Below are 25,013 nucleotides of genomic sequence, written 5' to 3'. Positions count from 1 at the left end.
GCGTACGCCGCCGCCGACCTGGTCGTCTGCCGCGCCGGTTCGGCGACCGTCGCCGAACTCGCCGCCACCGGGGTCCCCGCCGTCCTCGTCCCCTACCCGCACGCGCCCGGCGACCACCAGACCCACAACGCGCGAGTCCTCTCCGACGCGGGCGCGGGCCTATTGCTGCCCGACGGCGAGACGACGGCGGCCCGGCTCGCGGAGCTCGTCGGTCCGCTGCTGGCCGATCCTGCGCGGCTCGCCGCGATGAGCGGGGCGGCCGATCCGGGCCCGCATGCGCGGGCCGCCGACCTGCTCGCCGAGCGGGTCATCCAACTCACCTCCCACACCACGCACTTGGAGTACGCATGAGCAGCAACGGCACCCTCGACGCCCCCTTCGGCTGGGCGGGGCGCACCGTCCTCGTCACCGGGGCCGAGGGCTTCATCGGCTCGACGCTCGTCGACCTGCTCCTGGAACAGGGCGCGAAGGTCCGCGCCTTCGTGCACTACAAGCCGTACGCGGACAAGGGGCACCTCGCGCATCTGATCGGGGACCCGCGGGTCGAGATGCTCGCGGGCGACGTCCGCGACGCGGGGCGCGTGATGGACGCGGTCGCGGGCTGCGACACGGTCTTCCACCTGGCCGCGCTGATCGGGATCCCGTACTCGTACGACTCCCCGGGGGCGTACGTCCAGACGAACGTCGTCGGCACGGAGAACGTGGCGGAGGCGTGCCGGCGGCATTCCGTGCGGCGGCTCGTCCACACGTCCACGAGCGAGGTGTACGGGACGGCGCTGACCGCCCCCATCTCGGAGGAGCACCCGCTCCAGCCCCAGTCCCCGTACTCCGCCTCGAAGATCGGCGCCGACATGATGGCGCTGTCGCACTGGCACGCCTTCGAGCTGCCGGTGACGGTGGTGCGCCCGTTCAACACCTACGGTCCGCGGCAGTCGGCCCGCGCGGTGATCCCCACGATCCTGGCCCAACTGCACTCCGGCGCACGGGAGATCAAGCTGGGCTCGCTCACGCCCACGCGGGACTTCACGTACGTGACGGACACCGCGCGCGGCTTCATGGCGCTCGCGGAGTGCGAGGCGGCCATCGGGCATGCGGTGAACCTCGGGGTGGGCCAGGAGATTTCGATCGGTGACCTGGCGGAGGCGCTGATCGTGGCGTCCGGCCGCGAGGCGGAGGTGGTCGTCGACCCGTCCCGTCTCCGTCCCTCCGGCAGCGAGGTCCAGCGGCTGCTCTCGGACAACTCCCGGGCCAGGGAGTGGGCGGGCTGGACTCCGGAAGTCTCTTTGCCGGAGGGTTTGAAGCGGACGTCGGCGTGGGTCGCGGAGAACCTCCGCCTGTTCGCGCCCGAGCGCTACCAGGTCTGAGCCGCGGCTGCCGCAAGACCGCCAAGGAGGAGCAACGTAAAGCGGCGGGCCCAGTCCTCGTCGACCGGTTCCGCCGAGACCAGGGCGCGGTGGACCACCGCGCCGGCGATCACGTCGAAGATGAGGTCGGCGGTCAGTCCGGCGGCGGTGGGGTCGGGCTCCGGGGGGAGTTCACCCCGCTCCTGCGCCCGCTTGCGCCCCGCGAGGACAAGACGCTTCTGGCGGTCCACGATCGACGTACGGATCCGCTCCCGCAGCGGCTCGTCCGACGTGGACTCGGCCACCACCGCCATCAGCGCGGTCTTCGTCTCGGGGCGGCCGAGCAGCGCGGCGAACTGGAGCACCACACCCTCGATGTCCGCCGCCAGGCTGCCGCGGTCCGGCAGCTCCAGCTCGTCGAACAGCTCCGCCACCGCGTCCACGACCAGCTCGCTCTTGCCCGCCCAGCGCCGGTACAGGGTCGTCTTGGCGACGCCCGCGCGTGTGGCCACGTCGCCGAGGGTCAGCTTGGACCAGCCCAGTTCGACCAGGGCCTGGCGGGTCGACTCCAGGATCGCGGCGTCCGCCGCGGCGTTGCGGGGGCGGCCGCCGGTGCGGGCGGGAGGGGGGATGCGGCTCTGCATCCCGTGACCATACCGGCCAGTACGGAACAGGTCGGAGCGGCGGCCGAGTGAGGCAGATCACCGAAGTTCGCGCAGGCCCGCCGCCCACACGACAGTGATCGGCAGTTACGCTACGACTCGTAGCGAAAGAGACGTGGGCGGGACGAACGGCAACTCCTCGGCGCCCACGCTCGATCGCTCGGCGACAACCACAGTGACACCAGAGCGACACCACAGCGGCAAGCACTGGCACGGGGTGGGGACCCCGCGCCGACAACCATCGGTCCTCCTCGGGACCTTGGAGCCACGGCCGTCCACGGCCCCGCAATCCGGCGGGGGGCTACGGACGGGCGCGGTTCCCGCACGGCTTGGGGGAGGATGTACTCATGCAGCCACGGAACATGTCCATGAGCGGAGTCGTCGACCTCGCCGCCGTGAAGGCGGCCCAGGAGGCCAAGGCGAAGGCGGAGCAGGCGCGCGCCGAAGCGGCCAGGCAGGGCGGGGGCACTGCCCCCGGCGTCTCCCCGTCGAGTCTCGTCATCGACGTCGACGAGGCCGGTTTCGAGCGCGAGGTCCTGCAGCGCTCCACCGAAGTGCCCGTCGTCATCGACTTCTGGGCCGAGTGGTGCGAGCCCTGCAAGCAGCTGAGCCCGCTGCTCGAAGGCCTCGCGCGGGAGTACAACGGCCGCTTCGTCCTCGCCAAGATCGACGTAGACGCCAATCAGATGCTGATGCAGCAGTTCGGGGTCCAGGGGATCCCGGCTGTCTTCGCGGTGGTGGCCGGGCAGGCCCTGCCGCTCTTCCAGGGCGCGGCCCCGGTGGAGCAGATCCGCCAGACCCTGGATCAGCTGATCCAGGTCGGCGAGGAGCGCTTCGGCCTGACCGGCATCACCGTCGACCCGGACGCCGAGGGCGGGGAGCAGCAGCAGGAGGCCCCCGTCGCCGAGGTGCCCGCCGGTCCCTACGACGCCCTGCTCGAAGCCGCCGTCCAGGCGCTGGACGCGGGCGACTTGGGCGGCGCCGTCCAGGCGTACCGCAACGTACTGAGCGACGACCCGGGCAACACGGAGGCCAAGCTCGGCCTCGCGCAGGCCGAACTGCTGCAGCGCGTCCAGGATCTGGACCCGCAGCAGGTCCGCAAGGACGCCGCCGAGCGTCCCGCGGACGTGCCCGCGCAGATCGCCGCCGCCGACCTGGATCTGGTGGGCGGTCATGTCGAGGACGCCTTCGGCCGGCTCATCGAGGCGGTCCGGCGCACGGCGGGCGAGGACCGGGACGCCGCGCGGGTGCGGCTGCTCGAACTCCTCGAGGTGGTGGGCTCGGACGACCCGCGGGTGACCGCGGCGCGCACGCAGCTCGCGCGGGTACTTTTCTGACACAGCCGTTCGGACCTTCGCGCCGGGCTGTTCGACCCTTCGCGAGCCGTTCGCTGACCAGTCGCTAAACGCTGGGGCTTGTGATGCCCGAGTGAAAAAATCGCTTCCAAGGCGTCACGGTGGCCGCGCTTTACCAAATCTTGGTAAACGCGGCCACTGTTACTTGGAGTAAGCCCAGGCCAGTCTTCTGTCCTGTTGTGCCCTTCAACATCCCGGTCTGTTCCTGGCCATGGGCACACCGTCTGTGGCCGACCGATACCGCGCGGTCGTGGTTCGGTTATCGCGCCGTTACTAGCCAGTAACGAACCCCCTTGTGCGGGGGGCGAGAATGCACCACGATCGGCGACGCTCGGTCCAATAACCCGCAGCCCGAAAGCCAGTCGGGAGCGGGCTTTCTGGGTCCCCACCGAGCAGGCCGGAGGCACCCCGTCGCCGGCCTTGGACAGGGGGGTCTCTGCCATCCGGCAGGGCCTGTCCGGCAGGTTGTGCGTGTCGCGTGCGACCAGTGGTTGTCGCTCGGGGGTGATCTCCCGAGGACGTAGCGCTTCTCCCATCCCTGCCCGACTGAGCCGCCCGAACGGGACCAGTCAGGGCCGGAGATGTACGTCCGAGAAGGAGGAAAGTCATGGAGTCCGTGGCTCGTGGCGGAACCAGATGGAAGCGGTTCGCCGTAGTCATGGTGCCGAGCGTCGCGGCGACTGCCGCGATAGGCGTGGCCCTTTCGCAGGGTGCACTCGCGGCATCGTTCAGTGTGTCCGGTCAGCAGTTCAAGGTGACTGCCGACCAGCTCGACGGTACGGGTTTCGTCCAGTACGGGGCGCTTGACAGCGGCAAGTCGGGTAACCACCCGGTCGCCGTCGTCGGCCTCAACTCGGCCAAGATCACCAACCTGTGTCAGTCCGTCGTCGTTCCGGTCCCCGTCTTCGGCGATGTGTCGATGACCCTCAAGGCCGGCGGCAAGGGCGGCCCCAGGGTCGAGGCGAAGAAGCTCTACATCGACGCCGATGACCTGAAGGCCGACGCGACGTTCACCAACGTCGACATCGGCGTCTCGGTCGACCAGACCACCAAGGGCCCCGGCCCGGCGAAGGGCGACAAGTACGCCCCGGACTCGTTCGCGCAGCAGGCTGACAAGGTGCGGTTCACCGACGTCAAGCAGCGCGCGTGGGCGACCACCGCCGGCACCTTCAAGCTCTCTGGTCTGGCCATGTCGGTCAAGAAGGGCAAGCACGAGTGCTACTGAGGCAATTGATGCCTTGACAGCGGTACTTGTTGCATAAAACGGCAGGGCGCGGGGGCGCGACGGATCTTGACCTCAAACCGTCCCCGTGCCCGAATCCGCAGGACACAGAACCAACGCCATTCCCCGAGGAGCTGTACGACATGAGCGCCGAAGCGCAAGTGGGACTGGGCGACAAGCTCGGTCGGATGCGCCAATCGTTCCGAGGGTGGCGCGGTCAGCGCCCGTTCTGGGGTGGACTGCTGACGCTGCTCGGCGGCATCCCGATCATGTACTTCCCGTACGCGAACCTCACGATCGGCACGATGACGATCCGGATGGCGACGACCGCCGGTGCCGGTTCGCTGATCATCGGCGTCCTGCTTGTGGTGCTCGGCCTGACCATGTGGTTCCAGCCGCATTCCCGGATCTTCGCGGGTGTCGCGGCGATTCTGCTCGCTCTGGTCTCTCTGGTGGTCTCCAACTTCGGTGGCTTCGTCATCGGCTTCCTGCTCGCTCTGCTCGGCGGTGCCCTCGGCATCTCCTGGGCGGCGGCCAAGCCCGTGAAGGAATCCGCGAAGGGACGGGCCGAAAGGTCCGACGACGGGGCGCCGGAGCCCGCGGCCGCGGGGGCCGCGAACGGGGTGAGCGGCACTACGGACGATCTGTCAGGAACGAGCCCGGACAACGGGACGAACGGGAGGCACCGTGCCGGCTGACGAGGTGCACCATGCGGACTCCGCGGGGGAGCCCCGCGCGAGATCCGGGCCGCGCCACGCGGCACCCAGAAAGCCGCTCCTCACCCGCCTGCATGTGCCGGCGGGCAAGGCGATAGCCATCGCGGCCATGCCGACCGCCGTCCTCATGGGCATGGGACTGACCCCCCAGCTCGCGCAGGCGAAGCCGCTGCCGAAGAACCCCTTCCAGGACGGCCCGTGTGTCACGGCGCCGGACGATGCGTCCGAGGCCACCGAGAAGGAAGCCGACAAGGCTGCCGAGGAGAAGGCGGCCAAGGAGAAGGCCGAGGAGGCCGCCAAGGACGCCGCTAAGAAGGACGAGGCCGCCGAGCCGACGCCTTCGCCCTCCGCTGGTGACAAGGCGGGCTCGGACTCCGAGAGCTCCGACAGCTCCGACAAGGACGAGCCGACTCCGTCGCCTTCTGCCTCCGATGACAAGGACGACAAGGCCGAGGAGCCCGCTCCGGAGCCCTCCGAGACCAAGAACCCGCTGGACCCGCTGGGTGTCGGTCCCGCGCTCGAGGACCTCTTCACGCCCGACGAGAAGGAGTCCGCGAGCCCGACGCCGACGCCCTCGGCCTCCGAGGACACGGCAAAGGACGCGGCGAAGGACACGGTCGACGACGTCACCAAGCCCGTCGAGGACACCGTCGACGGGGTCAAGGACGGCGTCAAGGACGGTGCCGACAAGGCCGAGGACACGGTCGACAAGGCCAAGGAAGAGGCCGAGAAGGCCGCTGACGAGGCTGCCGACAAGGCCAAGGCCAAGGAAGAGGCCGAGGACCCGCTGGCGCCGGACGAGAACGGCAAGAAGCCGTTCCCGTGCGTCGTCGAGAAGAAGGTCGACGGAAAGGCCGAGCAGACGCCCGCGCCGATCCCAAACCAGCCGTGGAACCTGGAAGCCAGCTCCTTGACGCTCAAGGGCGCGGACTACCAGGGCGTCGTGAACCTGACGATGCCCAACGGCAAGAGCAAGCAGGCCTTGAAGTACGTCGTCCAGAACACGGACATCGGCGACCTGCACCAGATCGTCGACGGCCCGGCCGGCAAGAAGTACCACGTGCAGGCCGAGAAGGGCTCCACCTCCACGATCCGTGGCGGGGAGACGACGATGTACACCGAGTCGATCTCCGGCAAGCTCTTCGGCCTGATCCCGATCACGTTCGACCCGGAGCACCCCCCGCCCCTGAACATCCCGCTGATCTACTTCACGGACGTGAAGGTGAAGCAGGCAGGGCAGTTCGGCGGCAACCTGCACGTCCCCGGTCTGAGCCAGACGATCACCGATTGATCCTCGTACGATCACCGGCCGGTCCCCAAGTCCCCACCGGGAGCCGCAAAAGCGCTGAGGGCGCCCCCTGAATGCAGGGGGCGCCCTCAGTGTCGTACGGAGGAACCTCAGTCGCGGCCGACGCCGCCGAGGTGGTGCACCCGGACCATGTTGGTGGTGCCGGGGACGCCGGGGGGCGAACCGGCCGTGATGATCACGGTGTCGCCGTCGTTGAAGCGGTTCAGCTTGACCAGCTCGGCGTCGACGAGGTCGACCATCGCGTCGGTGTTGTCGACGTGCGGCACGACGTAGGAGTCCACGCCCCAGCTCAGGGTGAGCTGGTTGCGGGTGGCCTGGTCGGTGGTGAAGGCCAGGATCGGCTGGGCCGCGCGGTAGCGGGACAGACGGCGGGCCGTGTCACCGGACTGCGTGAAGGCGATCAGCGCCTCGCCGCCCAGGAAGTCCGCGATCTCGCACGCGGCTCGGGCCACCGAACCACCCTGCGTACGCGGCTTCTTGCCGGGCACGAGCGGCTGCAGGCCCTTGGCGAGCAGCTCCTCCTCGGCCGCCATGACGATCTTCGACATCGTCTTGACGGTCTCGATCGGGTACGCGCCCACGGACGACTCGGCGGACAGCATGACCGCGTCCGCGCCGTCCAGGATCGCGTTGGCGACGTCGGACGCCTCGGCGCGCGTGGGGCGCGAGTTGGTGATCATCGACTCCATCATCTGGGTCGCGACGATCACCGGCTTGGCGTTGCGGCGGCACATCTCCACGAGGCGCTTCTGCACCATCGGGACCTTCTCGAGCGGGTACTCGACGGCCAGGTCGCCACGGGCGACCATGACGGCGTCGAAGGCCGCGACGACGCCCTCCATGTTGGCGACGGCCTGCGGCTTCTCCACCTTGGCGATGACGGGGACCCGGCGGCCCTCCTCGTCCATCACCTTGTGGACGTCCTTGACGTCGCCGGCGTCGCGCACGAAGGACAGGGCGACCATGTCGCAGCCCATCTTCAGGGCGAAGCGCAGGTCCTCGATGTCCTTCTCGGAGAGCGCGGGCACGTTCACGGCCGCACCGGGCAGGTTGATGCCCTTGTGGTCGGAGATGACACCACCCTCGACGACGATCGTCTTCACCTGCGGGCCGCTCACCTCGACGACACGCAGCTCGACGTTGCCGTCGTTGATCAGGACCTGGTCGCCCTTGGAGACGTCACCCGGCAGGCCCTTGTAGGTGGTGCCGCAGATGGACTTGTCGCCCGGGACATCCTCGGTGGTGATGGTGAACTCGTCACCGCGCACCAGCTCGACGGGTCCCTCGGCGAAGGTCTCCAGACGGATCTTCGGGCCCTGCAGGTCGGCGAGGACGCCGACGGCACGACCGGTCTTGTCGGCAGCGGCACGGACGCGGTCGTACCGCCCCTGGTGCTCGGCGTGCGTGCCGTGGCTGAAGTTGAAGCGGGCCACATTCATGCCGGCCTCGATCAGCGAGACGAGCTGCTCTTCGGAGTCGACGGCGGGGCCCAGCGTGCAGACGATTTTGGAACGGCGCATGGGGGCGATCCTATCGGTTTGTTTCGCTTCGGAATATTCCGTCTGGTGGAATCTACAAATGGGCGGAAGTGCGCTCAGGCGTTGCGGTGATGAATTCTGATGAATTGCCGATGAATTGGGTTATGACGGGGTCCCGACCGGTGCTACCAGTGCGTAGGTCTGCCGCGCGATCTCCAGCTCCTCGTCGGTGGGGACGACGGCGACCGCGACCCGCGCGTACTCCGGCGAGATGAGCCGAGCCTCGTCGGAACGTACAGCGTTGAGCTCTCCGTCGACCGCGAGCCCCAGCTCCTCGAGACCCGCGACGGCAGCCTCCCGCACCGGCGCCGCGTTCTCACCGACCCCCGCCGTGAACGCGATGGCGTCCACCCGGCCGAGCACCGCGTAATAGGCGCCGATGTATTTCTTCAGACGGTGGATGTAGATGTCGAAGGCGAGCGCGGCGGCCTCGTCGCCCCCGTCGATGCGGCGCCGGATCTCCCGCATGTCGTTGTCGCCGCAGAGACCGACCAGACCGCTCTTCTTGTTGAGCAGGGTGTCGACCTCGTCGATCGACATCCCGCCGACGCGGGCCAGGTGGAAGACGACCGCCGGGTCCACGTCACCGGAACGGGTACCCATCACGAGCCCCTCAAGCGGCGTGAGCCCCATCGAAGTCTCCACGCACCTGCCGCCCCGCACGGCGCTCGCGGAGGCGCCGTTGCCCAGGTGCAGCACGATGACGTTCACGTCCTGCGGCTCCTTGCCGAGCAGCTTGGCGGTCTCCCTCGACACGTACGCGTGCGACGTCCCGTGGAAGCCGTAGCGCCGCACGCGGTGCTGGTCGGCGGTGGCCACGTCGATCGCGTAGCGCGCCGCCGACTCCGGCATCGTCGTGTGGAACGCCGTGTCGAAGACGGCGACCTGGGGGAGGTCGGGGCGCAGCGCCTGGGCGGTGCGGATGCCGGTGATGTTGGCCGGGTTGTGCAGCGGCGCCACCGGGACGAGCCGCTGGATCTCCGCGAGCACCTCGTCCGTGATCACCGTCGGCGCGGTGAACTTCAGGCCGCCGTGCACCACGCGGTGGCCGATCGCGGCCAGCTCGGGGGAGTCGAGGCCGAGCCCGTCGGCGGTCAGCTCGGCGGAGACCGCCTTCAGGGCGGCCTCGTGGTCGGCGATCGGCTCCTCGCGCTCACGCTCGTCGCCGCCCGTCAGCGGGGTGTGCTTGAGCCGCGAGGTCTCCTCGCCGATGCGCTCGACCAGGCCGACCGCGAGACGCGAGCTGTCGCGCATGTCGAGCAGTTGGTACTTCACCGACGAGGAGCCGGAGTTGAGGACGAGGACGCGGGTGGCGGTCACGGGTGCGGCGCTTTCTGTAGATGTCATGCGGAGGTAGCGGGGCGGCCCTGGGCCTGGATCGCGGTGATGACGACGGTGTTGACGATGTCCTGGACCAGGGCGCCGCGGGACAGGTCGTTCACCGGCTTGCGCAGGCCCTGCAGGACCGGGCCGACGGCGATGGCGCCGGCCGAGCGCTGGACGGCCTTGTACGTGTTGTTGCCGGTGTTCAGGTCCGGGAAGATCAGCACGCTCGCCTGGCCTGCGACCTCCGATTCCGGCAGCTTCGTCGCCGCGACCGAGGGCTCCACGGCGGCGTCGTACTGGATCGGCCCCTCGACCTTCAGGTCGCTCCGGCTCGCGCGCACCAGCTCGGTGGCCTCGCGCACCTTGTCGACGTCGGCGCCCGAACCCGACGTGCCCGTCGAGTACGACAGCATCGCGATCCGCGGCTCCACGCCGAACTGCTCGGCGGTGGCCGCCGCCTGGACCGCGATGTCGGCGAGCTGCTCGGCGTTCGGGTCCGGGTTCACGGCGCAGTCCCCGTAGACAAGAACCTTGTCGGCGAGGCACATGAAGAAGACGGAGCTGACGATCGAGGCGTCGGGCTTGGTCTTGATGATCTCGAAGGCGGGCCGGATGGTGGCGGCCGTGGAATGAACAGAACCCGAGACCATCCCGTCGGCGAACCCTTCCTGCACCATCAGGGTGCCGAAGTAGTTCACGTCCGCGACGACGTCGTACGCGAGCTCGACGGTGACGCCCTTGTGGGCGCGCAGCTCCGCGTACTTGGCGGCGAAGGCGTCCCGCAGCTCGGAGGTCTGCGGGTCGATGACCTGCGAGTCGGCGAGGTCGATGCCGAGGTCCGCGGCCTTCTTGCGGATCTGCTCGACGGGCCCGAGCAGCGTCAGATCACAGACACTCCGCCGCAGAAGCACATCGGCGGCGCGCAGGACGCGCTCCTCGGTGCCTTCGGGCAGGACGACGCGGCGCTTGTCGGAGCGGGCCTGCTCCAGGAGCTTGTGCTCGAACATCATCGGCGTGACGCGGTCGCTGCTGGGGGCCTGTACGCGGCTGAGCAGCCCGGCGGTGTCGACGTAGCGCTCGAAGAGCCCGAGGGCGGTCTCCGCCTTGCGGGGCGTGGCGGCGTTCAACTTCCCCTCCAGGGCGAAGAGTTCGCCCGCGGTGGGGAAGGAGCCGCCGGAGACGGCGATGACCGGGGTGCCAGGCGCGAGGCGGTCGGCGAGCTTCAGGATCGCCTCGCCGGGCTGCTCGTTGAGGGTGAGCAGGACGCCCGCGATGGGCGGCGTACCGGCGCTGTGCGCGGCGAGCGAGCCCACGACCAGGTCGGCGCGGTCGCCGGGGGTGACCACGAGGCAGCCAGGGGTCAGGGCGTTCAGGAAGTTCGGGAGCATCGCGCCGCCGAAGACGAAGTCGAGCGCGTCACGGGCCAGGCCCGCGTCGTCGCCGAGCACGACGCGGCCGCCGAGCGCGTGGGTGATCTGGGCGACCGTGGGGGCGGCGAGGGCGGGCTCGTCCGGCAGCACGTAGCTGGGCACGGGGAGGCCGGCCGCGAGGCCGTCGTGGATCTCGGCGCGGTCGGCGGGCGCCACCCGGTTGGTGACCATCGCGAGGACGTCGCAGCCCAGGCTCTCGTAGGCGCGGTAGGCGTTGCGCGTCTCGGCGCTGACGGACTCGGCGGTCTGGTTCTGGCCGCCGACGACGGCTATCACCGAGGCGCCGAACTCATTGGCGAGGCGGGCGTTGAGGGCGAGCTCGTCCGGCAGCTGGGTGGCGGCGAAGTCGGTGCCGAGCACGAGGACGACCTCGTAGTCCCTGGCCACCCGGTGAAAACGGTCGACGAGCTGGGAGACCAGCTCGTCGGTGCCCTGCTCGGCCTGGATCGCGGAGGCCTCGTGGTAGTCCATCCCGTACCCGGATGCGGCGTCCTGCGCGAGCCGGTAGCGGGCGCGGAGAAGATCGAAGAGGCGATCCGGCCCGTCATGGACGAGCGGCCTGAAGACCCCCACCCGGTCGACCTGACGGGTCAGGAGTTCCATGACTCCCAGCTCGATGACCTGGCGGCCGTCGCCCCGGTCGATCCCGGTCACGTACACGCTGCGCGTCACGCGTGCTCTCCCCTTCTTCGCTGCGGTGTCCGTTGCGTAGCTCAGGGCCGGACAAATGACCCGATATGGTTGCCGTGCCCTCTTGACAATACCTCTGCGGCTGGCTAAGTCGCCCGCCGGACGAAAGGCCTCGTACCGGGGGCCCAAGGGCCTTCTCCCCAGGAATGGGCCGAGCAGCCGTGAGCGGGGGCGCTTGGTGCGACGCTTGATGTGTGAGCGGCGACGGGTTCGCGGCCATGGAACAATCAGACCGGCTCACACGCATCAACAGCGAGCAGGAGACACAGCACGATGCGCATCGGAATTCTCACCGCAGGCGGCGACTGCCCCGGCCTCAACGCAGTGATCCGGTCGGTCGTGCACCGAGCCGTCACGCACTACGGCGACGAGGTCATCGGCTTCGAGGACGGCTACGCGGGCCTGCTCGACGGCCGCTACCGCTCCCTCGGCCTCAACGAGGTCAGCGGCATCCTGGCCCGTGGCGGAACGATTCTCGGCTCATCGCGCCTGGAGCGCGACCGCTTCCGGGCGGCCTGCGAGGACGCGCCCGCGCTCGCCAAGGAGATCGGCTTCGACGTCCTGATCCCGATCGGCGGCGAAGGCACGCTCACGGCCGCCAAGATGCTGTCGGACGCGGGCCTGTCGGTGGTAGGGGTCCCCAAGACGATCGACAACGACATCTCGTCGACCGACCGCACCTTCGGCTTCGACACGGCGGTGGGCGTGGCCACGGAGGCGATGGACCGCCTCAAGACGACGGCCGAGTCCCACCAGCGCGTGATGGTGGTCGAGGTCATGGGCCGGCACGCGGGCTGGATCGCCCTGGAGTCCGGCATGGCGGGCGGCGCCCACGGCATCTGCCTCCCCGAGCGCCCCTTCGACCCCGCTGACCTGGTCAAACTGGTCGAGGAGCGATTCTCGCGCGGCAAGAAGTTCGCGGTGATCTGCGTGGCCGAGGGCGCACACCCGCAGGACGGCACCATGGATTACAACGTGGGCGCGATCGACCGGTTCGGCCACGAGCGTTTCCAGGGCATCGGCACGGCACTCGCGTACGAACTGGAGACCCGCCTCGGCAAGGAGGCCAAGCCGGTCATCCTGGGCCACGTCCAGCGCGGCGGCACCCCGACGGCGTACGACCGCGTCCTCGCCACCCGCTTCGGCTGGCACGCGGTGGAGGCGGCGCACCGCGAGGACTTCGGCCGCATGACGGCGCTGCGGGGCACGGACATCACGATGGTGCCGCTCGCGGAGGCGGTCACCGAGCTGAAGACGGTGCCGAAGGACCGGATGGACGAGGCGGAGTCGGTCTTCTAGCTTCTAGCTTCTAGCGGCTTTCGGCGGGCCGGGGGCTGCGGGGGCTGTCATCCCCCGGCGGGGGCCGTCATCCCCCGACGCCCCCCGCCCCCGTCCCCCGGACCTGAGTCCAGAAGTGCTCAAGGATCTTGTCCAGGAAGTCCTGCCCGGCACTCCCCGAGGCATCGGCTCCGGCACCGCCGCCCCAGCTCAGCGTCCGCACCATGCGCGACTGGTAGTCGGCGTGCAACTGCTGAAGCACATCCTCAAGATGCCGCTTCCGCACGGGCAGCACCTTGCTGACGGGCCGGACATACCCCTGCCAGCGGGTGGTCACGGCGCTGCGCAGCAGCTCGGCGAGGTCGTCGGCGCGCCCGGTGACGGTGATGAAATCGGGAAGAGGCAGCTGAAGCACCTCGGCGAGGGCGGCGGACTGCCGGTCGTTGCCGCGCCAGGTATTGGTCTCCTCCATGTGCAGATAGGCCTGAATCTCCACTCCGGAGCCCCGAGCCACGTCCTCGGGCGCGAGCCCCTGGGTGAGCCGGTGCTCGCGCAAGGTGGTCGCGGCGCCCATGAGCTCCCCCGGCGAGCACCACAAGGTGCCCGCCAGGGCGGTGAGTTCCCCGGAGGTCGGCGCGGCGAGCCCCCGCTCCCAGGCGGCGATGGTCTCGGGGGTGATGTAGGTGAGCCCATAGCTCGCCCGCATCCCGTAGGCGACATGCCCGTGCGCCATCCCGAGCGCCTCCCGAAGACGCCGGGCGGCGGGGAAGTTGAACGGGGGCGTCGGCTGATGCGGCGGTTGGCTCGGTTGCACGGGCACACGGTATGGGGGTGAGGCGCTGGCGACTACGGTGTGTTCATACGAGGTTGCGGATTGGTGCGAAGCTACGGGGGGCTGGGGGCGCCCAGAGTTGCGTCCAGCGCGTGCCCGTACTCCCGGAAGAGCGCCCGCGCGTCGGGCCGCCAGCTTGTCGGTGACTACTAGCGCCCACGAAAAGGGGCGTACCAATCCCTGGGCAGGTCCTGGATCTTGTCGATCTCTGATAGTTCATCATTGATGATCCTGAAGGATGTGTATGTGGCCGGGTAATATTCCGGAGACATTGCATGCTCACGAGTGATTACCAACAACTGCGCACTGGGTGAGCCTGTGAAGTGGATGGTCGAGACGAACCCGATGGCGTCGTCACGAAATACGTCCACCTGCCCCTCACTCCTACTGTTACGCAGAGTGAGTCGCCATACTGTCTTCCAGGACCCGCTGTCCTGTCTTTCGAAAGTGCCCCACTCCGTCTTACGCAAGTCGGACGCGGAGTATGACTCAGGGTTTCTGTCCTGACCGTCTGAAATCATGGCGTAATTGGTCCCAACCATTGGGTGTTTCTATTGATTGTTTCAAAGGCGTCCGGGTGAAAGATTATCTCGCTCGGAACGCCTTCACGGACTTCTCTGATCGTCACGTGACCTGCCTGTACAAGCCGGTGGACTGCTCAAGGCGATCGCTGTGCCCGCGATGATGGCCGTGAGGGCCGTGGCCCGCCCTACGGTTGGCATTGCGCCGCCCCTCGTGTGGAAATGATCTGGGATGTCTGCCATGCGCCGTCCCCGTTCTTGACCAACTGCGTGTTGTAGCCGACGTAGCTTTTCTTGGTCACCGGCGTTTTGTTGATCTTGTTGGTCTTCTTCTTCTTGCTGAAGCCCTTTCCTTCGTCCGCGCAGAAGGAGAGCGTGGCGGTGTTCTTGTCCTTGAGCGTTACCTGACGGTCGTAGTAGCGCACTGTCCCCGTGAGGGTGAGACCGGCGTCCTTGAACTCCTCGATCCAAGTCGCCGCGGCCTCAAGAGCCTTGCCGGTGTTGTAGTAGCCGACGGCCTTGCTCTGTGGGTCGGTTCCCGTGATGGCGGCATTCACGGCACGCATGCGCTCCGCGTTGTCGGCGAGTACCGCCTTCTTCACGGCGTCCCCGGTGCGGGGCGACTCGAACGTCATGGTCAGGTCCGCCGGGAGCTTGATCTCAGGGCGGTTGGAGTCCCCTGACGGGCTCGCGCTCGGCGATGTCGACTTCTCGCCGCCCTCCTGCTCCGCTCCAGCGATCTTGTCGTTGTCCTTGGACTCGTCGTCGCCGCTCCCGCAGGAAGTCAGCAGCAGAGCCGCGGACGCGGTGAGGGCGACCGTCGCGAGACGGAGAGGGCGGTTCACTGACGGCTCCTGGTGAGGGTGAGAGTTGGCGCGAGTTAAGCACGCTAGTGGGAGCTGATCCGTGGCACCAGAGAGATATCTGCTGAGTAATGGGGCGTGTGGGGCCTATCCCGGTGAATCCGGGCAACGCTTCAATTCCACGGCTCGTGTGCCGGTTTGTGCTTGCGCCACGTGCTGGCTCGTGGCTGGCGGCCAGGCGCAGCATGGAGTGCAAGGGTCACGTCGCCCTTTCACCCTTTCTGGAAGCCAGTCGGACGTAGGGAGTGGAGTGCTCATGGGGATGGAGCGGAAAGACATGGACCTTGAGGGCTATATGGAGCGGGCGCGGAACGGGCCCTGTTTTATCTGTGCGTTCCTTGCCGGGGACCCCGGCTATGCGCATCACACCATCCACGAGGACGACGATCACGTCGCGTTTCTCGATCGGTGGCCCACCCTTCCCGGCAAGGTTCTCGTCGTGCCGAAAGCCCATGTCGAGCACGTCGTCCGTGATCTGGACGCGGCGGCGTACGCGCGGCTCATGCTCTTTGTGCGGGAGGTCGCCCTCGCCGTCGAGCACGTCTTTGAAGACTCCGAGCGGACCTATCTGTACTCCCTCGGGAGCCAGGAAGGGAACAGTCACCTCCACTGGCACATCGCCGCCCTGCCGCCCGGAGTCCCGTACGAGGAGCAGCAGTTCCATGTCCTGATGACCGAGAACGGTGTACTGGACGTGGAGCCGGATGACATGGCCGACATCGCCGCGCGGCTCCGCGCCGCCATCGGGCGGTAGAGCGTGTGCGGTAGAGCGCCGCTACTGCCGGGTGGGCTCGAACTTCTTGTCCACCTTGCCGATTTCGGTCCAGCGGCCGTCCCCGCGGCTGTCGAACCACACGGGGCGCCCGCGAGCGGAACGGCGCTTCTCGAAGGAGACCTCGTCGAGGACCCCGTTGACGGAGACACCCTGGATCTCGCGGTCCAGGGTGTGGCGCAGTGAGGTGGCCGAGGTGGCCGAGCCTTCGGCGGGGAGTTTCTTGAGTGCGGTGGCCAGGGCCAGGGCGCCGTCGTACAGCTCCTGGTTGCCGCGTGCGGGGAGGTTCTCGTCGGGTTCGCCGGAGTAGTTGCGGGTTCGCACCACGCCGTCGGGGACGGCCTTGTCCGTCTTCTCTGTCGTCGCTCGCTCCTTCGAGTCCTCGCAGACGCCCTCGGGACCGCTCTGGGTCAGCAGGGGCCCCTTGAAGCCGTCGGCCCTCAGCTTCTTGGCCCACACGCCCGCGCTCGAGCCGCTGGGTACGACCACCGCGTCCGCCCCCGCCTTCTCGACCAGTGCCGGGATCTGTGACGTCTTCACCTCGTCGGGCCGGACGTCCAGCGCCTCGGCGGGCACGCCGGCCCTGCGCAGCGCGGTGCCGATGCCGTCCTCGCGGTCCGTCCAGATCTTGTCCTCCGCCACGAACACCCTGCGCGCCTTGGTCCGCGTCAGTAGGTACTCGGCCATCGCCTCGCCCTGCCGCGCCTCGTCGGCCGGGATCGCGAACGCCCCCTCGGCGTGGGCTACTTCGGAGCATGTGCTGATCTCCGGCAGGAACGCCTCGTCCGTGTCGTGCACCCAGGCGAAGTCGACGGTGTCACCGATGACGGCGAGCATGTCCGGGTGCTCGGCAAGGAGCTTTCGGGAGGTCGTGTCCGGGTCGGCGGACACGGGGACGATCCGGAAGCGGCTGCTGCTCTTGGCGCCGAGCGTCTCGGAGAAGGCCGACTCTACGGTGCGCTTCTGCTGCGTCGTGAACTGTTTGTACTCCGACTTCTCGTACGTGTCTCCGGCTCCGTCCGAGCGCTCGGCGCCGACGTGGGTGTAGCTGTGCGCGACGCCGATCGTGTAGACGGTCGGCGCGTCCTTGGCGTCGGACGCGGACGCGGACTCGGTGTCGGGTGCGGCGAGGGAACGTACGCCGAGGCCCGTCGGGATGCCGACCGCCAGGACGAGGGCCGCGGATATCAACAGGCGCTTGCGTGGGCGGCGTTGGGGGCCGCGCGCGTCCGGGGGTGTGGGCTCTTTGCGGATGGTCGGCGAGTGGGGTGACTGGGGTCGGGCGTCCTCGGCAGGGGAGTCCGGGGCGGGGACGGAGTCCTGTACGTCCGGCGCCGCGCCGCTGTCGTACGCGGATGCGTCAGCCTTTGCCTCAGCCCTTGTCTCAGCCTTCGTCTCCTGCGCTCCCGCCGCCAGGATCCGCTCCAGCGTCGTCGCGGCGTCCGTCGGCCGGTCGGCGGGGTCCTTGGCCAGGAGGTCCAGCACGAGGCGCTCCACCGGGGCCGTCACCTCCGCCCGTGCCCGCGAAGGCCGCAGCGGTGCGTCGTTGACGTGGTTGTACATCACGCCGGCCGCCGTGCCGGTGAACGGCGGTCTGCCGACGAGGAGTTCGTAGAGGACGCAGCCGAGCGCGTACAGGTCGGTGCGCCCGTCGCCCGGCTCCTGGCGGAACCGCTCCGGTGCCAGGTACGGCACGCTGCCGAACGGCAGCTGCCCGGTCCGGGTGAGGCGGGAGTCGCCCGCGGCGCGCTCCATGAACGTCGCGATGCCGAAGTCGACGACCTTGGCGGCGCCGTCCTGCGCGATCATGACGTTGCCGGGCTTGATGTCGCGGTGCACGATGCCCGCCGAGTGTGCCGTGTCCAGGGCGCGGCAGATGTCCGCCGCCCAGCGCAGCGCGTCCGCCACCGGGACCCGGACGCTTTCGCGCAGCACTTGGTCGAGCGAGCGCCCTTGCACGAGGGCCATCACCAGGTACGGGGTGCTGTCGTCCGTGCCGTGGTCGTGGACGGCGACGATGTGCGGGCTGTCCAGCGAGGCCGCCGCGCGCGCCTCCTGCCGGAACCTGGCCAGGAGCTCATCCTGGTCGTCCACAGCACCCGCCGCACCCGCACCCGCAGGGCCCGGCACCAGCAGCTTCACCGCCACCTCGCGGTCCAGGCTCCGGTCTCGGGCCCGCCAGACCTGCCCCATGCCACCGGAACCGATCGGCGCCAGCAACTCGTACCGACCGTTCAGCAACCGCCCGCGCACGGCGTTCCCCCTTCGACGCCGATGATCCTAACCATGGCCGTCCGGCGCCCGTTCGCCCGTCCGCCCCTGGGCCCCTAGGCCTCCGGGCCCTGGGCCTCCCGGCCCCCTGGGTAGATTCCCCTCATGGACGAAATGGCCCTGCTCAAGCGTTCCGGCGGCCCTGTCACCCGTGGTCGGCTCGCGCGTGAGCTCCGGGACCTCGGGCTCCGCGCCGGTGACATCGTGATGTTCCATACCGAGATGTCGGCGATCGGGTATGTGGCGGGCGGTCCGCCGACCGTCATCGGTGCCCTGCGCGATGTCGTCGGGGAGCGCGGCACCCTCATGGTCACCTGCGGTTGGAACGACGCCCCGCCCTACGACCTCACCGACTGGCCGCAGGCCTGGCAGGACGCCGTGCGTGCGCAGCACCCCGCGTACGACCCCGTTCTCAGCGAGGCGGACCACGCCTACGGGCGACTCCCCGAGGCTCTTCGCCGCTGGCCGGGGGCCGTTCGCAGCCGTCATCCCGACGCCGGGTTCGCGGCGCTCGGCCCCGCCGCCGCCGCGCTGATGGCCGACCATCCCTGGGACGACCCGCACGGGCCCGACAGTCCGCTGGCGCACCTGGTCGCCATGGGTGGGCGGGTCCTCCTGCTGGGTGCCCCGCTGGACTCCCTCACGCTGCTGCACCACGCGGAGGCGCTCGCCGACGCGCCCGGCAAGCGGTTCGTGGAGTACGAGCAGCCGATCACCGTGGAGGGGGAGCGGGTCTGGCGGCGCTTCCGCGACATCGACTCGTCGGACGGTGCCTTCGACTACTCCTCCGTGGTGCCGGAAGGGCGGTGGCCGTTCGAGGTCATCGCCCGGGACATGCTCGCGGCCGGGTTCGGCGACGAAGGGACGGTCGGGGCCGCCAGGAGCCATCTCTTCGAGGCCCGGGAGGTGGCGAGCTTCGGCGTCGCCTGGATCGAGGAGAAGCTCGCCGGGGTCAGCCCTTGACCGCACCCCCCAGCGCGAAGCCCCCGCCCAGGCGGCGCGAGATCAGTACGTACAGCAGAATCACCGGCGTCGAGTAGATGATCGAGAACGCCGCCAACTGGCCATAGATCACCGTCCCCTTGTTGCCGAAGAAGTCATTGATGCTCACCGACGCGGGCATCTGCTCCGGCGTGAGCAGGAGCATGAACGGGACGAAGAAGTTGCCCCACATCATCACGAAGGAGAAGACCGTCACCACCGCCACCCCCGGGCCCATCAGGGGGAGCACGATCCTCAGCAGGGACTGGAACGGCGACGCGCCGTCCGTCCACGCCGCCTCCTCCAGCTCCTTCGGGACCCCGTCCATGAAGTTCTTCATCAGCCAGATGGCGAACGGGAGTTGGGAGGCCGCGAAGAAGAAGATCGTGCCCTGCATCGTGTCGATCAGGTCGACCTGGACGAACAGCGCGTACACCGGGACCATGATCGCCGTGATCGGCAGGCTCGTAGCGAAGAGGATCGTCAGCATGAACGGGCGGTTCAGACGGGACTTGAAGCGCGAGAGCGGGTACGCGGCGAGCGCCGCGCAGACCACCGTCAGGATGGTGCCGCCGCCGCACAGCAGCAGGCTGTTGAGGAGGGGCGTGAAGGTGATCTCGGGGGTCAGGACCGCGTCGTAGTTGTCCAGGGTGATGCCGTCGGGCATCTTCACCTTGAGGTCGGCCTCGGTGTCGAGTGACGACAGGATCACCCAGACCAGTGGCAGGACGAACGCGGCGGCGACCACGAGCAGCCCCGCGTCCGCCGCGAGACGGCGGCCGGTGCGGCGTGAACTCAGGCTCCGGGCAGGTGACTTGGCCGTGCGGACGGTGTTCGCGGACACTCAGACCTCCGTGCGGAGCAGGCGCATGTAGACGAGGGAGAAGAGTGAGCCGACGACCAGGAGCAGAAGCGCCACCGCCGTGCCGTAGCCGATCATGCTCTTCTGGAAGGCCTGTTCGTACATGAACAGGGGGAGGGTCTGGCTGCGGTTTCCCGGGCCGCCTCGCGTCATCACCCAGATCAGGCCGAAGACGGAGAGGGTCTGGAGGGTGTTCAGCATGAGGTTCGTGCCGATGGAGCGGCGGATCATCGGGAGCGTGATGTGCCACATGCGGCGCCAGCCGCCCGCGCCGTCCACCTCGGCCGCCTCGGTGATCTCCTTGGGGATCTCGTTCAGGGCCGCCGAGTAGACCAGCATCGAGAACGCCGTCCCCCGCCATACGTTGGCGAACGACACCGCCAGGATCGGCAGCGTGTACATCCAGTTCTGGGCCGGGAGATGGAGGAAGTCGAGCACCGCGTTCAACGTGCCCTCGCGGCGGAAGAACGCGTACAGGAGGAAGGCCGCCACCACCTCCGGAAGCACCCACGCCGTGATCACGATCGCCCCTGTGACCGTGCGGACCGGCTTGGAGGCGCGCTGCATCAGGGACGCGAGCGCCAGACCGATGGTGTTCTGCCCGATGAGCGACGACACGACCGTGAAGACCAGGGTCAGCCAGACCGCGTTGAGGAACGCCTCGTCGCCGAATGCCTTACGGAAGTTGTCGAACCCGACGAAGCTCGACTCCGCCTGGCCGGTGAGCTGGAGGTCGGTGAAGGCGATGTACGCGCAGTAGCCGATCGGTCCTGCCAGGAAGAGGAGCAGCAGGATCACCGCGGGGGAGACGGGCAGCGCGCGGGTCAGCGCCCGGCCCGTCAGCTTGCGGCGGGACGGTGGACGAGAGGAGGACGGGCCCGGCGCCGTCTTGATGATGTCGCCGGGCCCGGCGGGGGGTGCGGTGGTCACCTCGGGCACTCACTTCCCTTGCGTACGGACGACAACTACCGTGCGCCGGCGGTCACTTCTTGATGACCTTGCCTTCCGTCGCCGCGTCGACCTCTTCGTCGTAGCCCTTCGCCGCGTCGGCCACGGAACCGTCGCCCGTCGTGACCTTCTCCATGGCCTCCTGCACCGCGGTGGAGACCTTCGGGTATGCCGGGTAAGCGGGTCGGTAGTGCGTCGAGGGCACCAGGTCGGTGAAGAACTTCAGGCCGGGCTGCGCCTTGAGGTACGCGGGGTCGGCGGCGACGTCCTTGCGGACCGCGATGCCCGAGTTCGCCACGTACCACTTCTGGGCGTTGGCCTTGGTCTGCATCTGCTCGATGAACTTGAAGGCCAGATCCGGGTTGGACGCCTTGGACGGGATCGCCCAGGTCCAGCCGCCGGACATGCTCACCTTGCCGGGAGCCTCGCCGTTCTGGGTCGGCATGTGGGCAAGGCCCAGCTTCTTCGACCACTCGGGCCACTCGTGACCGGCGCCCTTGCCCCAGTCCTGCGGCAGCCAGGAGCCGTCGAGGTTGATGCCGAGCTTGTCCTCGGGGAGTAGTTCGCCGCGGACCCGGGTGGCGAAGTTCGGGTCGAGGGCGTCGGTGACGTCAGGGCCGAGCTTCTCCTTGTAGACCGTCTCGACGAACTCCAGGGAGTCCTTGAAGCCCTGGCTTCCCGTGACCCACTTCTTCGACTTCGGGTCGTACATGGGGTCCTGGCCCGTGCCGTACAGGAGCATCTCCATGCCCTGCATGGTGGCCGTCTCGCCCGCGGGCTTGCCGGTGTAGACGTTCAGGGGCGTGACACCCGGGACCTTCTTCTTGATGGTCCGCGCCGTCTCCAGGATGTCGTCCCACGACTTCGGCTGCCAGTTCGCGGGAAGCCCGGCCTTCTTGAAGATGCCCTTGCTGAACCAGAGCCCCCGGGTGTCGGTGCCGTCCGGGACGCCGTACGTCTTGCCGTCCGCCGCCTTCGCCGCCGACTTGGACGTACTGATGAACTGGTCCCAGTCCTTCCACTTGTCCAGGTAGGGATCGAGCGGCTTCAAGTACCCGCTGGCGATGTCCGAGTTGATGAGGAAGGTGTCCTCGTAGACCAGGTCGGGCGCGGTCTTCGGGGAGCGCATCATCTGCTGCAGCTTGGTGTAGTACTCGGAGTCCGGCGCCTTGATCGGCACCAGCTTCACCTTCTTGCCGGGGTTCTCCTCCTCGAACTGCTTCTTGATGTCCGCCAGATAGGTGTCCATGACCTTGATCTGGTTGTCCGTGGACTGCTTGAAGGAGACCCTCACGGTGTCCGGATCGTCGCCGGAGTCCCCGCCGCACGCGGTGAGGGTGCCGGCGGCGACCAGGGCGGTGGCGAGGAGCAGAGGGGTGGTGGGGCGCACGGGCACGACCTCCTACTGGCCGACGCGGCCGGGTTACCACGCAGGGCGCAACGCGGGGTTGCCCGGTGAACGTAAGGGCGGGCTCGGAGCAAGGTCAATGCCCGTGCGTCGCCCCTTGTCATCAACGTGACAACGTTGTTATTGGGATGCGGTGCCAGGGCGATACCAGGGCCTTACCGGGGTGTCCGAAGGCTGGTAACAGGCGTACGCGGGTGGTGACTTGGGGCGTCAGGTGGTCGACGTCAGCCAGCGGTACGCGTACTCGGGGCGGCCGACGTGGCCGTACTGCGGGGTGCGGGCGGCGCGGCCCGTGGTGACCAGGTGCTCCAGGTAGCGGCGCGCGGTGATGCGGGAGATGCCCACGGTCTCGGCGGCGACCGCGGCGGTGACCCCCTCGGGGGGCGCGTCGCGCAGGGTGCGGGTCACCCTCTCCAGGGTGGGGCCGCTGAGCCCTTTCGGGAGGGCGGCGGGGCTGGGCGCGCGCAGGGTGGCCAGGGCACGGTCCACCTCGTCCTGGCCGGTGGCCTCGCCCGCGGCGGTGCGGAACTCGGCGTAGCGGGTGAGGCGGTCGCGGAGGGTGGCGAAGGTGAAGGGCTTCAGTACGTACTGGACCACGCCGAGGGAGACGCCCTCGCGTACGACCGCGAGATCGCGGGCCGAGGTGACGGCGATGACGTCCGTGCGGTGGCCCGCGGCGCGCAGGGTGCGGGCGAGCTGGAGGCCGTGGCCGTCCGGGAGGTGGAGGTCAAGGAGGAGGAGATCCACTTCCGTACGGTCCAGGGCGCGTCGCGCCTCGGCGGCGCTGTGCGCCTTGCCCACGGCGTGGAAGCCGGGGATGCGGTTCACGTAGAGGACGTGGGCGTCGGCCGCCACGGGGTCGTCCTCGACGACCAGGACGCGGATCGTTTCAGTCACTTGGTGCCTCCGTCTGCTGCGTCCTGTGTACTGGACGCCTCGTCATCGGCACCCGGCATCGGGGGTCGTTCCCGGCGGCCGGGAGCGGCGGCAGCCGTCCGCAGGTGGACCTCGAACTCCGCGCCGCCCCCGGCCGCCTCCCGCACATCAAGTGTCCCCTCGTGCTTCGTCACCGTCTGGTGGACCAGGGCAAGGCCAAGGCCGCGCCCCGCCGTGGCCTTGGTCGACCAGCCGCGTTGGAAGACCGCCTCCGTGTGGGCCGGGTCCACCCCGGGGCCCGTGTCCGACACCCGCAGCGTCAGGCCCGCCTCGTCCGCGCGCGCCGTCACCGTCACGCGGGCCGATGGTGAGCCCTGGGCCGCGTCCACCGCATTGTCGATCAAGTTGCCAAGGACCGTCACGAGGTCGCGCGCGGGCAGGTCCGCGGGCAGCATGCCGTCGTCGATGCTGCTGTCGGGGGAGACGACGAGCTCCACGCCGTGCTCGTTCGCCTGGGCCGCCTTGCCCAGGAGCAGGGCCGCGAGGACCGGCTCGCTCACCGCGGCGACCACCTGGTCCGTCAGGGTCTGCGCCAGCTCGAGCTCGGCCGTGGCGAAGTCGACCGCCTCGTCGGCCCGGCCGAGCTCGATGAGGGAGACCACCGTGTGCAGACGGTTCGCCGCCTCGTGGGCCTGCGAGCGAAGGGCCCGCGTGAAGCCGCGCTCCGAGTCCAACTCGCCGGTCAGGGCCTGGAGTTCGGTGTGATCGCGCAACGTCACCACCGTGCCACGACGCTCGCCGCTCGACACGGGCGAGGTGTTCACCACGACCACCCGGTCCGCCGTCAGGTGCAGCTCGTCCACCCGCGGCTCGGCCGCGAGCAGCGCGCCCGTCAGCGGCGCGGGCAGGCCGAGCTCGGCGACGTTGTGGCCGACCAGGTCGCCCGAGACGCCGAGCAGCTCGCGCCCTCCGTCGTTGATGAGGGCGATGCGCCGCTGCCCGTCCAGCATCAGCAGCCCCTCACGCACCGCGTGCAGCGCCGCCTCGTGGTAGTCGTGCATGCGGCTCAGCTCGGCGGCGTTCATGCCGTGGGTGTGGCGGCGCAGGCGGGCGTTGATGACGTAGGTACCGAGTCCGCCGAGCGCGAGCGCGCCCGCCGCGACGCCGAGCAGGGCGAGCAGCTGGCCGCGCGCCTTCTGGCTGATCTCCTCGATGGTGATGCCCGCGCTGACCAGACCGGTGATGCTGCCGGAACCGTCGTCGGCCAGGATCGGGGTGACCACGCGCACGGAGGGGCCGAGCGTCCCCGTGTACGTCTCGGTGAAGGTCCTGCCGCGCAGGGCCTCCGCCCGGTGGCCGAGGAAGCGCTCGCCGATCTGCTCCTTGTCGGGGTGCGTCCAGCGGATGCCGTCCGGGTCCATGATCGTGACGAAGTCGACCCCGGTGTGGCGGTGCACATCCGTCGCGTACGGCTGGAGGGTCTTCGTCGGATCCTTGCCGAGCACGGCCTCACGTACCGAGGGAGAGTCCGCGACCGCCCGCGCCGCGGCCGTCGCCTGGCGGCGCGCGCCCTCCTCGGCCTGCTGCCGGTCGCTCAGGAACGTGAAGAGCGCACATCCGGCCACCACGACGGTGACCAGCACGATCTGCATCGCGAAGAGCTGCCCGGCGAGGCTGCGCGGCCGGGGCGGACGGGCGAGGGACATGGTGCAAGTCTGCCTCGCCGCATAAGTGCGAACTAAATGAACGTAAGGGTGACCGCCCTCACAGGGCGAGAGATAGTCACCGGGATTCGCCTGCCCAGGACGTG

Annotated in this window: 21 protein-coding genes; 9 read left to right on the top strand and 12 right to left on the bottom strand. The window is 69.1% G+C overall.

The features are described from left to right. Both ABD378_RS03655 and ABD378_RS03650 read left to right on the top strand, forming a co-directional pair. On the top strand, positions 1-351 hold a 351-nt coding region (locus ABD378_RS03655), incomplete at its 5' end, for a UDP-N-acetylglucosamine--N-acetylmuramyl-(pentapeptide) pyrophosphoryl-undecaprenol N-acetylglucosamine transferase (RefSeq protein WP_344518860.1). After that, positions 348-1,364, top strand: coding sequence for a GDP-mannose 4,6-dehydratase (locus ABD378_RS03650; RefSeq protein ID WP_344518859.1), 1,017 nt, complete (start codon positions 348-350; stop codon positions 1,362-1,364). The genes ABD378_RS03655 and ABD378_RS03650, both read left to right, overlap by 4 nt. Here ABD378_RS03650 and ABD378_RS03645 read toward each other — a convergent pair. Beyond that, entirely contained in the window at positions 1,352-1,987 is a 636-nt protein-coding gene (locus ABD378_RS03645; protein WP_344518858.1) for a TetR/AcrR family transcriptional regulator, read from the bottom strand. The genes ABD378_RS03650 and ABD378_RS03645 overlap by 13 nt on opposite strands. A gap of 365 nt (positions 1,988-2,352) precedes the next feature. Here ABD378_RS03645 and ABD378_RS03640 point away from each other — a divergent pair, with 365 nt between their 5' ends. From ABD378_RS03640 to ABD378_RS03625, 4 genes are all read left to right on the top strand, one after another. Then, positions 2,353-3,342, top strand: a complete 990-nt coding sequence (locus tag ABD378_RS03640) for a tetratricopeptide repeat protein (RefSeq protein WP_344518857.1) — start codon at positions 2,353-2,355, stop codon at positions 3,340-3,342. A 625-nt stretch (positions 3,343-3,967) separates the two neighbouring features. Further along, positions 3,968-4,585: a DUF6230 family protein gene (locus ABD378_RS03635; protein WP_344518856.1), complete on the top strand. Its 618-nt coding sequence runs from the start codon at positions 3,968-3,970 to the stop codon at positions 4,583-4,585. Positions 4,586-4,725: 140 nt separating this feature from the next. Next, positions 4,726-5,280, top strand: coding sequence for a DUF6114 domain-containing protein (locus ABD378_RS03630; protein WP_344518855.1), 555 nt, complete (start codon positions 4,726-4,728; stop codon positions 5,278-5,280). Continuing rightward, positions 5,270-6,589 carry a hypothetical protein gene (locus ABD378_RS03625; RefSeq protein WP_344518854.1) on the top strand — a complete coding sequence of 440 codons (1,320 nt, stop codon included), beginning with the start codon at positions 5,270-5,272 and terminating at the stop codon, positions 6,587-6,589. Before ABD378_RS03630 ends, ABD378_RS03625 begins: the two co-directional genes overlap by 11 nt. Positions 6,590-6,696: 107 nt before the next feature. Here the strand turns inward: ABD378_RS03625 and pyk are convergent, their stop codons facing one another. The 3 genes from pyk to pta all read right to left on the bottom strand — a co-directional run bounded on the left by pyk (position 6,697) and on the right by pta (position 11,573). Next, the gene (pyk, locus tag ABD378_RS03620) at positions 6,697-8,127 is read right to left on the bottom strand and encodes a pyruvate kinase (protein ID WP_344518853.1); all 1,431 of its coding nucleotides are present in this window, start codon (positions 8,125-8,127) and stop codon (positions 6,697-6,699) included. Positions 8,128-8,247: 120 nt separating this feature from the next. Next, positions 8,248-9,492 carry an acetate kinase gene (locus ABD378_RS03615; protein ID WP_425583810.1) on the bottom strand — a complete coding sequence of 415 codons (1,245 nt, stop codon included), beginning with the start codon at positions 9,490-9,492 and terminating at the stop codon, positions 8,248-8,250. Further along, positions 9,489-11,573 (bottom strand): phosphate acetyltransferase, encoded by a 2,085-nt coding sequence (gene pta, locus ABD378_RS03610; RefSeq protein WP_344518852.1) that lies wholly within the window; start codon positions 11,571-11,573, stop codon positions 9,489-9,491. Before pta ends, ABD378_RS03615 begins: the two co-directional genes overlap by 4 nt. Before the next feature lie 291 nt (positions 11,574-11,864). On the opposite strand from pta, the gene ABD378_RS03605 reads away from it, so the two are divergent. Beyond that, on the top strand, positions 11,865-12,890 hold the full coding sequence (locus tag ABD378_RS03605) for a 6-phosphofructokinase (RefSeq protein WP_344518851.1): 1,026 nt from the start codon (positions 11,865-11,867) through the stop codon (positions 12,888-12,890). A 67-nt stretch (positions 12,891-12,957) separates the two neighbouring features. On the opposite strand, the gene ABD378_RS03600 is transcribed toward ABD378_RS03605, so the two are convergent. Both ABD378_RS03600 and ABD378_RS03595 read right to left on the bottom strand, forming a co-directional pair. Continuing rightward, complete coding sequence (locus ABD378_RS03600) at positions 12,958-13,689, bottom strand: helix-turn-helix domain-containing protein (RefSeq protein ID WP_344518850.1); 732 nt, start codon at positions 13,687-13,689, stop codon at positions 12,958-12,960. A gap of 721 nt (positions 13,690-14,410) precedes the next feature. Further along, positions 14,411-15,067 (bottom strand): hypothetical protein, encoded by a 657-nt coding sequence (locus tag ABD378_RS03595; RefSeq protein ID WP_344518849.1) that lies wholly within the window; start codon positions 15,065-15,067, stop codon positions 14,411-14,413. Between the two features lie 295 nt (positions 15,068-15,362). Here ABD378_RS03595 and ABD378_RS03590 point away from each other — a divergent pair, with 295 nt between their 5' ends. Beyond that, positions 15,363-15,839, top strand: a complete 477-nt coding sequence (locus ABD378_RS03590) for an HIT family protein (RefSeq protein ID WP_344518848.1) — start codon at positions 15,363-15,365, stop codon at positions 15,837-15,839. A 21-nt stretch (positions 15,840-15,860) separates the two neighbouring features. On the opposite strand, the gene ABD378_RS03585 is transcribed toward ABD378_RS03590, so the two are convergent. Beyond that, positions 15,861-18,110, bottom strand: coding sequence for a protein kinase domain-containing protein (locus ABD378_RS03585; protein ID WP_344518847.1), 2,250 nt, complete (start codon positions 18,108-18,110; stop codon positions 15,861-15,863). A 123-nt stretch (positions 18,111-18,233) separates the two neighbouring features. Between ABD378_RS03585 and aac(3) the strand changes: the two genes are divergently transcribed. Continuing rightward, a complete protein-coding gene (aac(3), locus tag ABD378_RS03580) occupies positions 18,234-19,091 on the top strand; it encodes an aminoglycoside 3-N-acetyltransferase (RefSeq protein WP_344518846.1) in 858 nt (285 codons plus the stop codon). Here aac(3) and ABD378_RS03575 read toward each other — a convergent pair. The 5 genes from ABD378_RS03575 to ABD378_RS03555 form a co-directional block, all read right to left on the bottom strand. After that, positions 19,081-19,953 carry a carbohydrate ABC transporter permease gene (locus ABD378_RS03575; protein WP_344518845.1) on the bottom strand — a complete coding sequence of 291 codons (873 nt, stop codon included), beginning with the start codon at positions 19,951-19,953 and terminating at the stop codon, positions 19,081-19,083. The genes aac(3) and ABD378_RS03575 overlap by 11 nt on opposite strands. After that, positions 19,954-20,901 (bottom strand): carbohydrate ABC transporter permease, encoded by a 948-nt coding sequence (locus ABD378_RS03570; RefSeq protein ID WP_344518844.1) that lies wholly within the window; start codon positions 20,899-20,901, stop codon positions 19,954-19,956. 52 nt (positions 20,902-20,953) lie between these two features. Continuing rightward, the gene (locus ABD378_RS03565; RefSeq protein WP_386543845.1) at positions 20,954-22,315 is read right to left on the bottom strand and encodes an extracellular solute-binding protein; all 1,362 of its coding nucleotides are present in this window, start codon (positions 22,313-22,315) and stop codon (positions 20,954-20,956) included. A gap of 222 nt (positions 22,316-22,537) precedes the next feature. After that, the gene (locus ABD378_RS03560; RefSeq protein ID WP_344518842.1) at positions 22,538-23,224 is read right to left on the bottom strand and encodes a response regulator; all 687 of its coding nucleotides are present in this window, start codon (positions 23,222-23,224) and stop codon (positions 22,538-22,540) included. Further along, positions 23,221-24,909: a sensor histidine kinase gene (locus ABD378_RS03555; RefSeq protein ID WP_344518840.1), complete on the bottom strand. Its 1,689-nt coding sequence runs from the start codon at positions 24,907-24,909 to the stop codon at positions 23,221-23,223. Before ABD378_RS03555 ends, ABD378_RS03560 begins: the two co-directional genes overlap by 4 nt. Positions 24,910-25,013: the final 104 nt, after the last annotated feature.

This window comes from Streptomyces rectiviolaceus, assembly GCF_039533825.1.
Taxonomy (GTDB): domain Bacteria; phylum Actinomycetota; class Actinomycetes; order Streptomycetales; family Streptomycetaceae; genus Streptomyces; species Streptomyces rectiviolaceus.
Note: the sequence above shows the minus strand (reverse complement) of the source record. Positions and strands in the feature narration are given on the sequence as shown.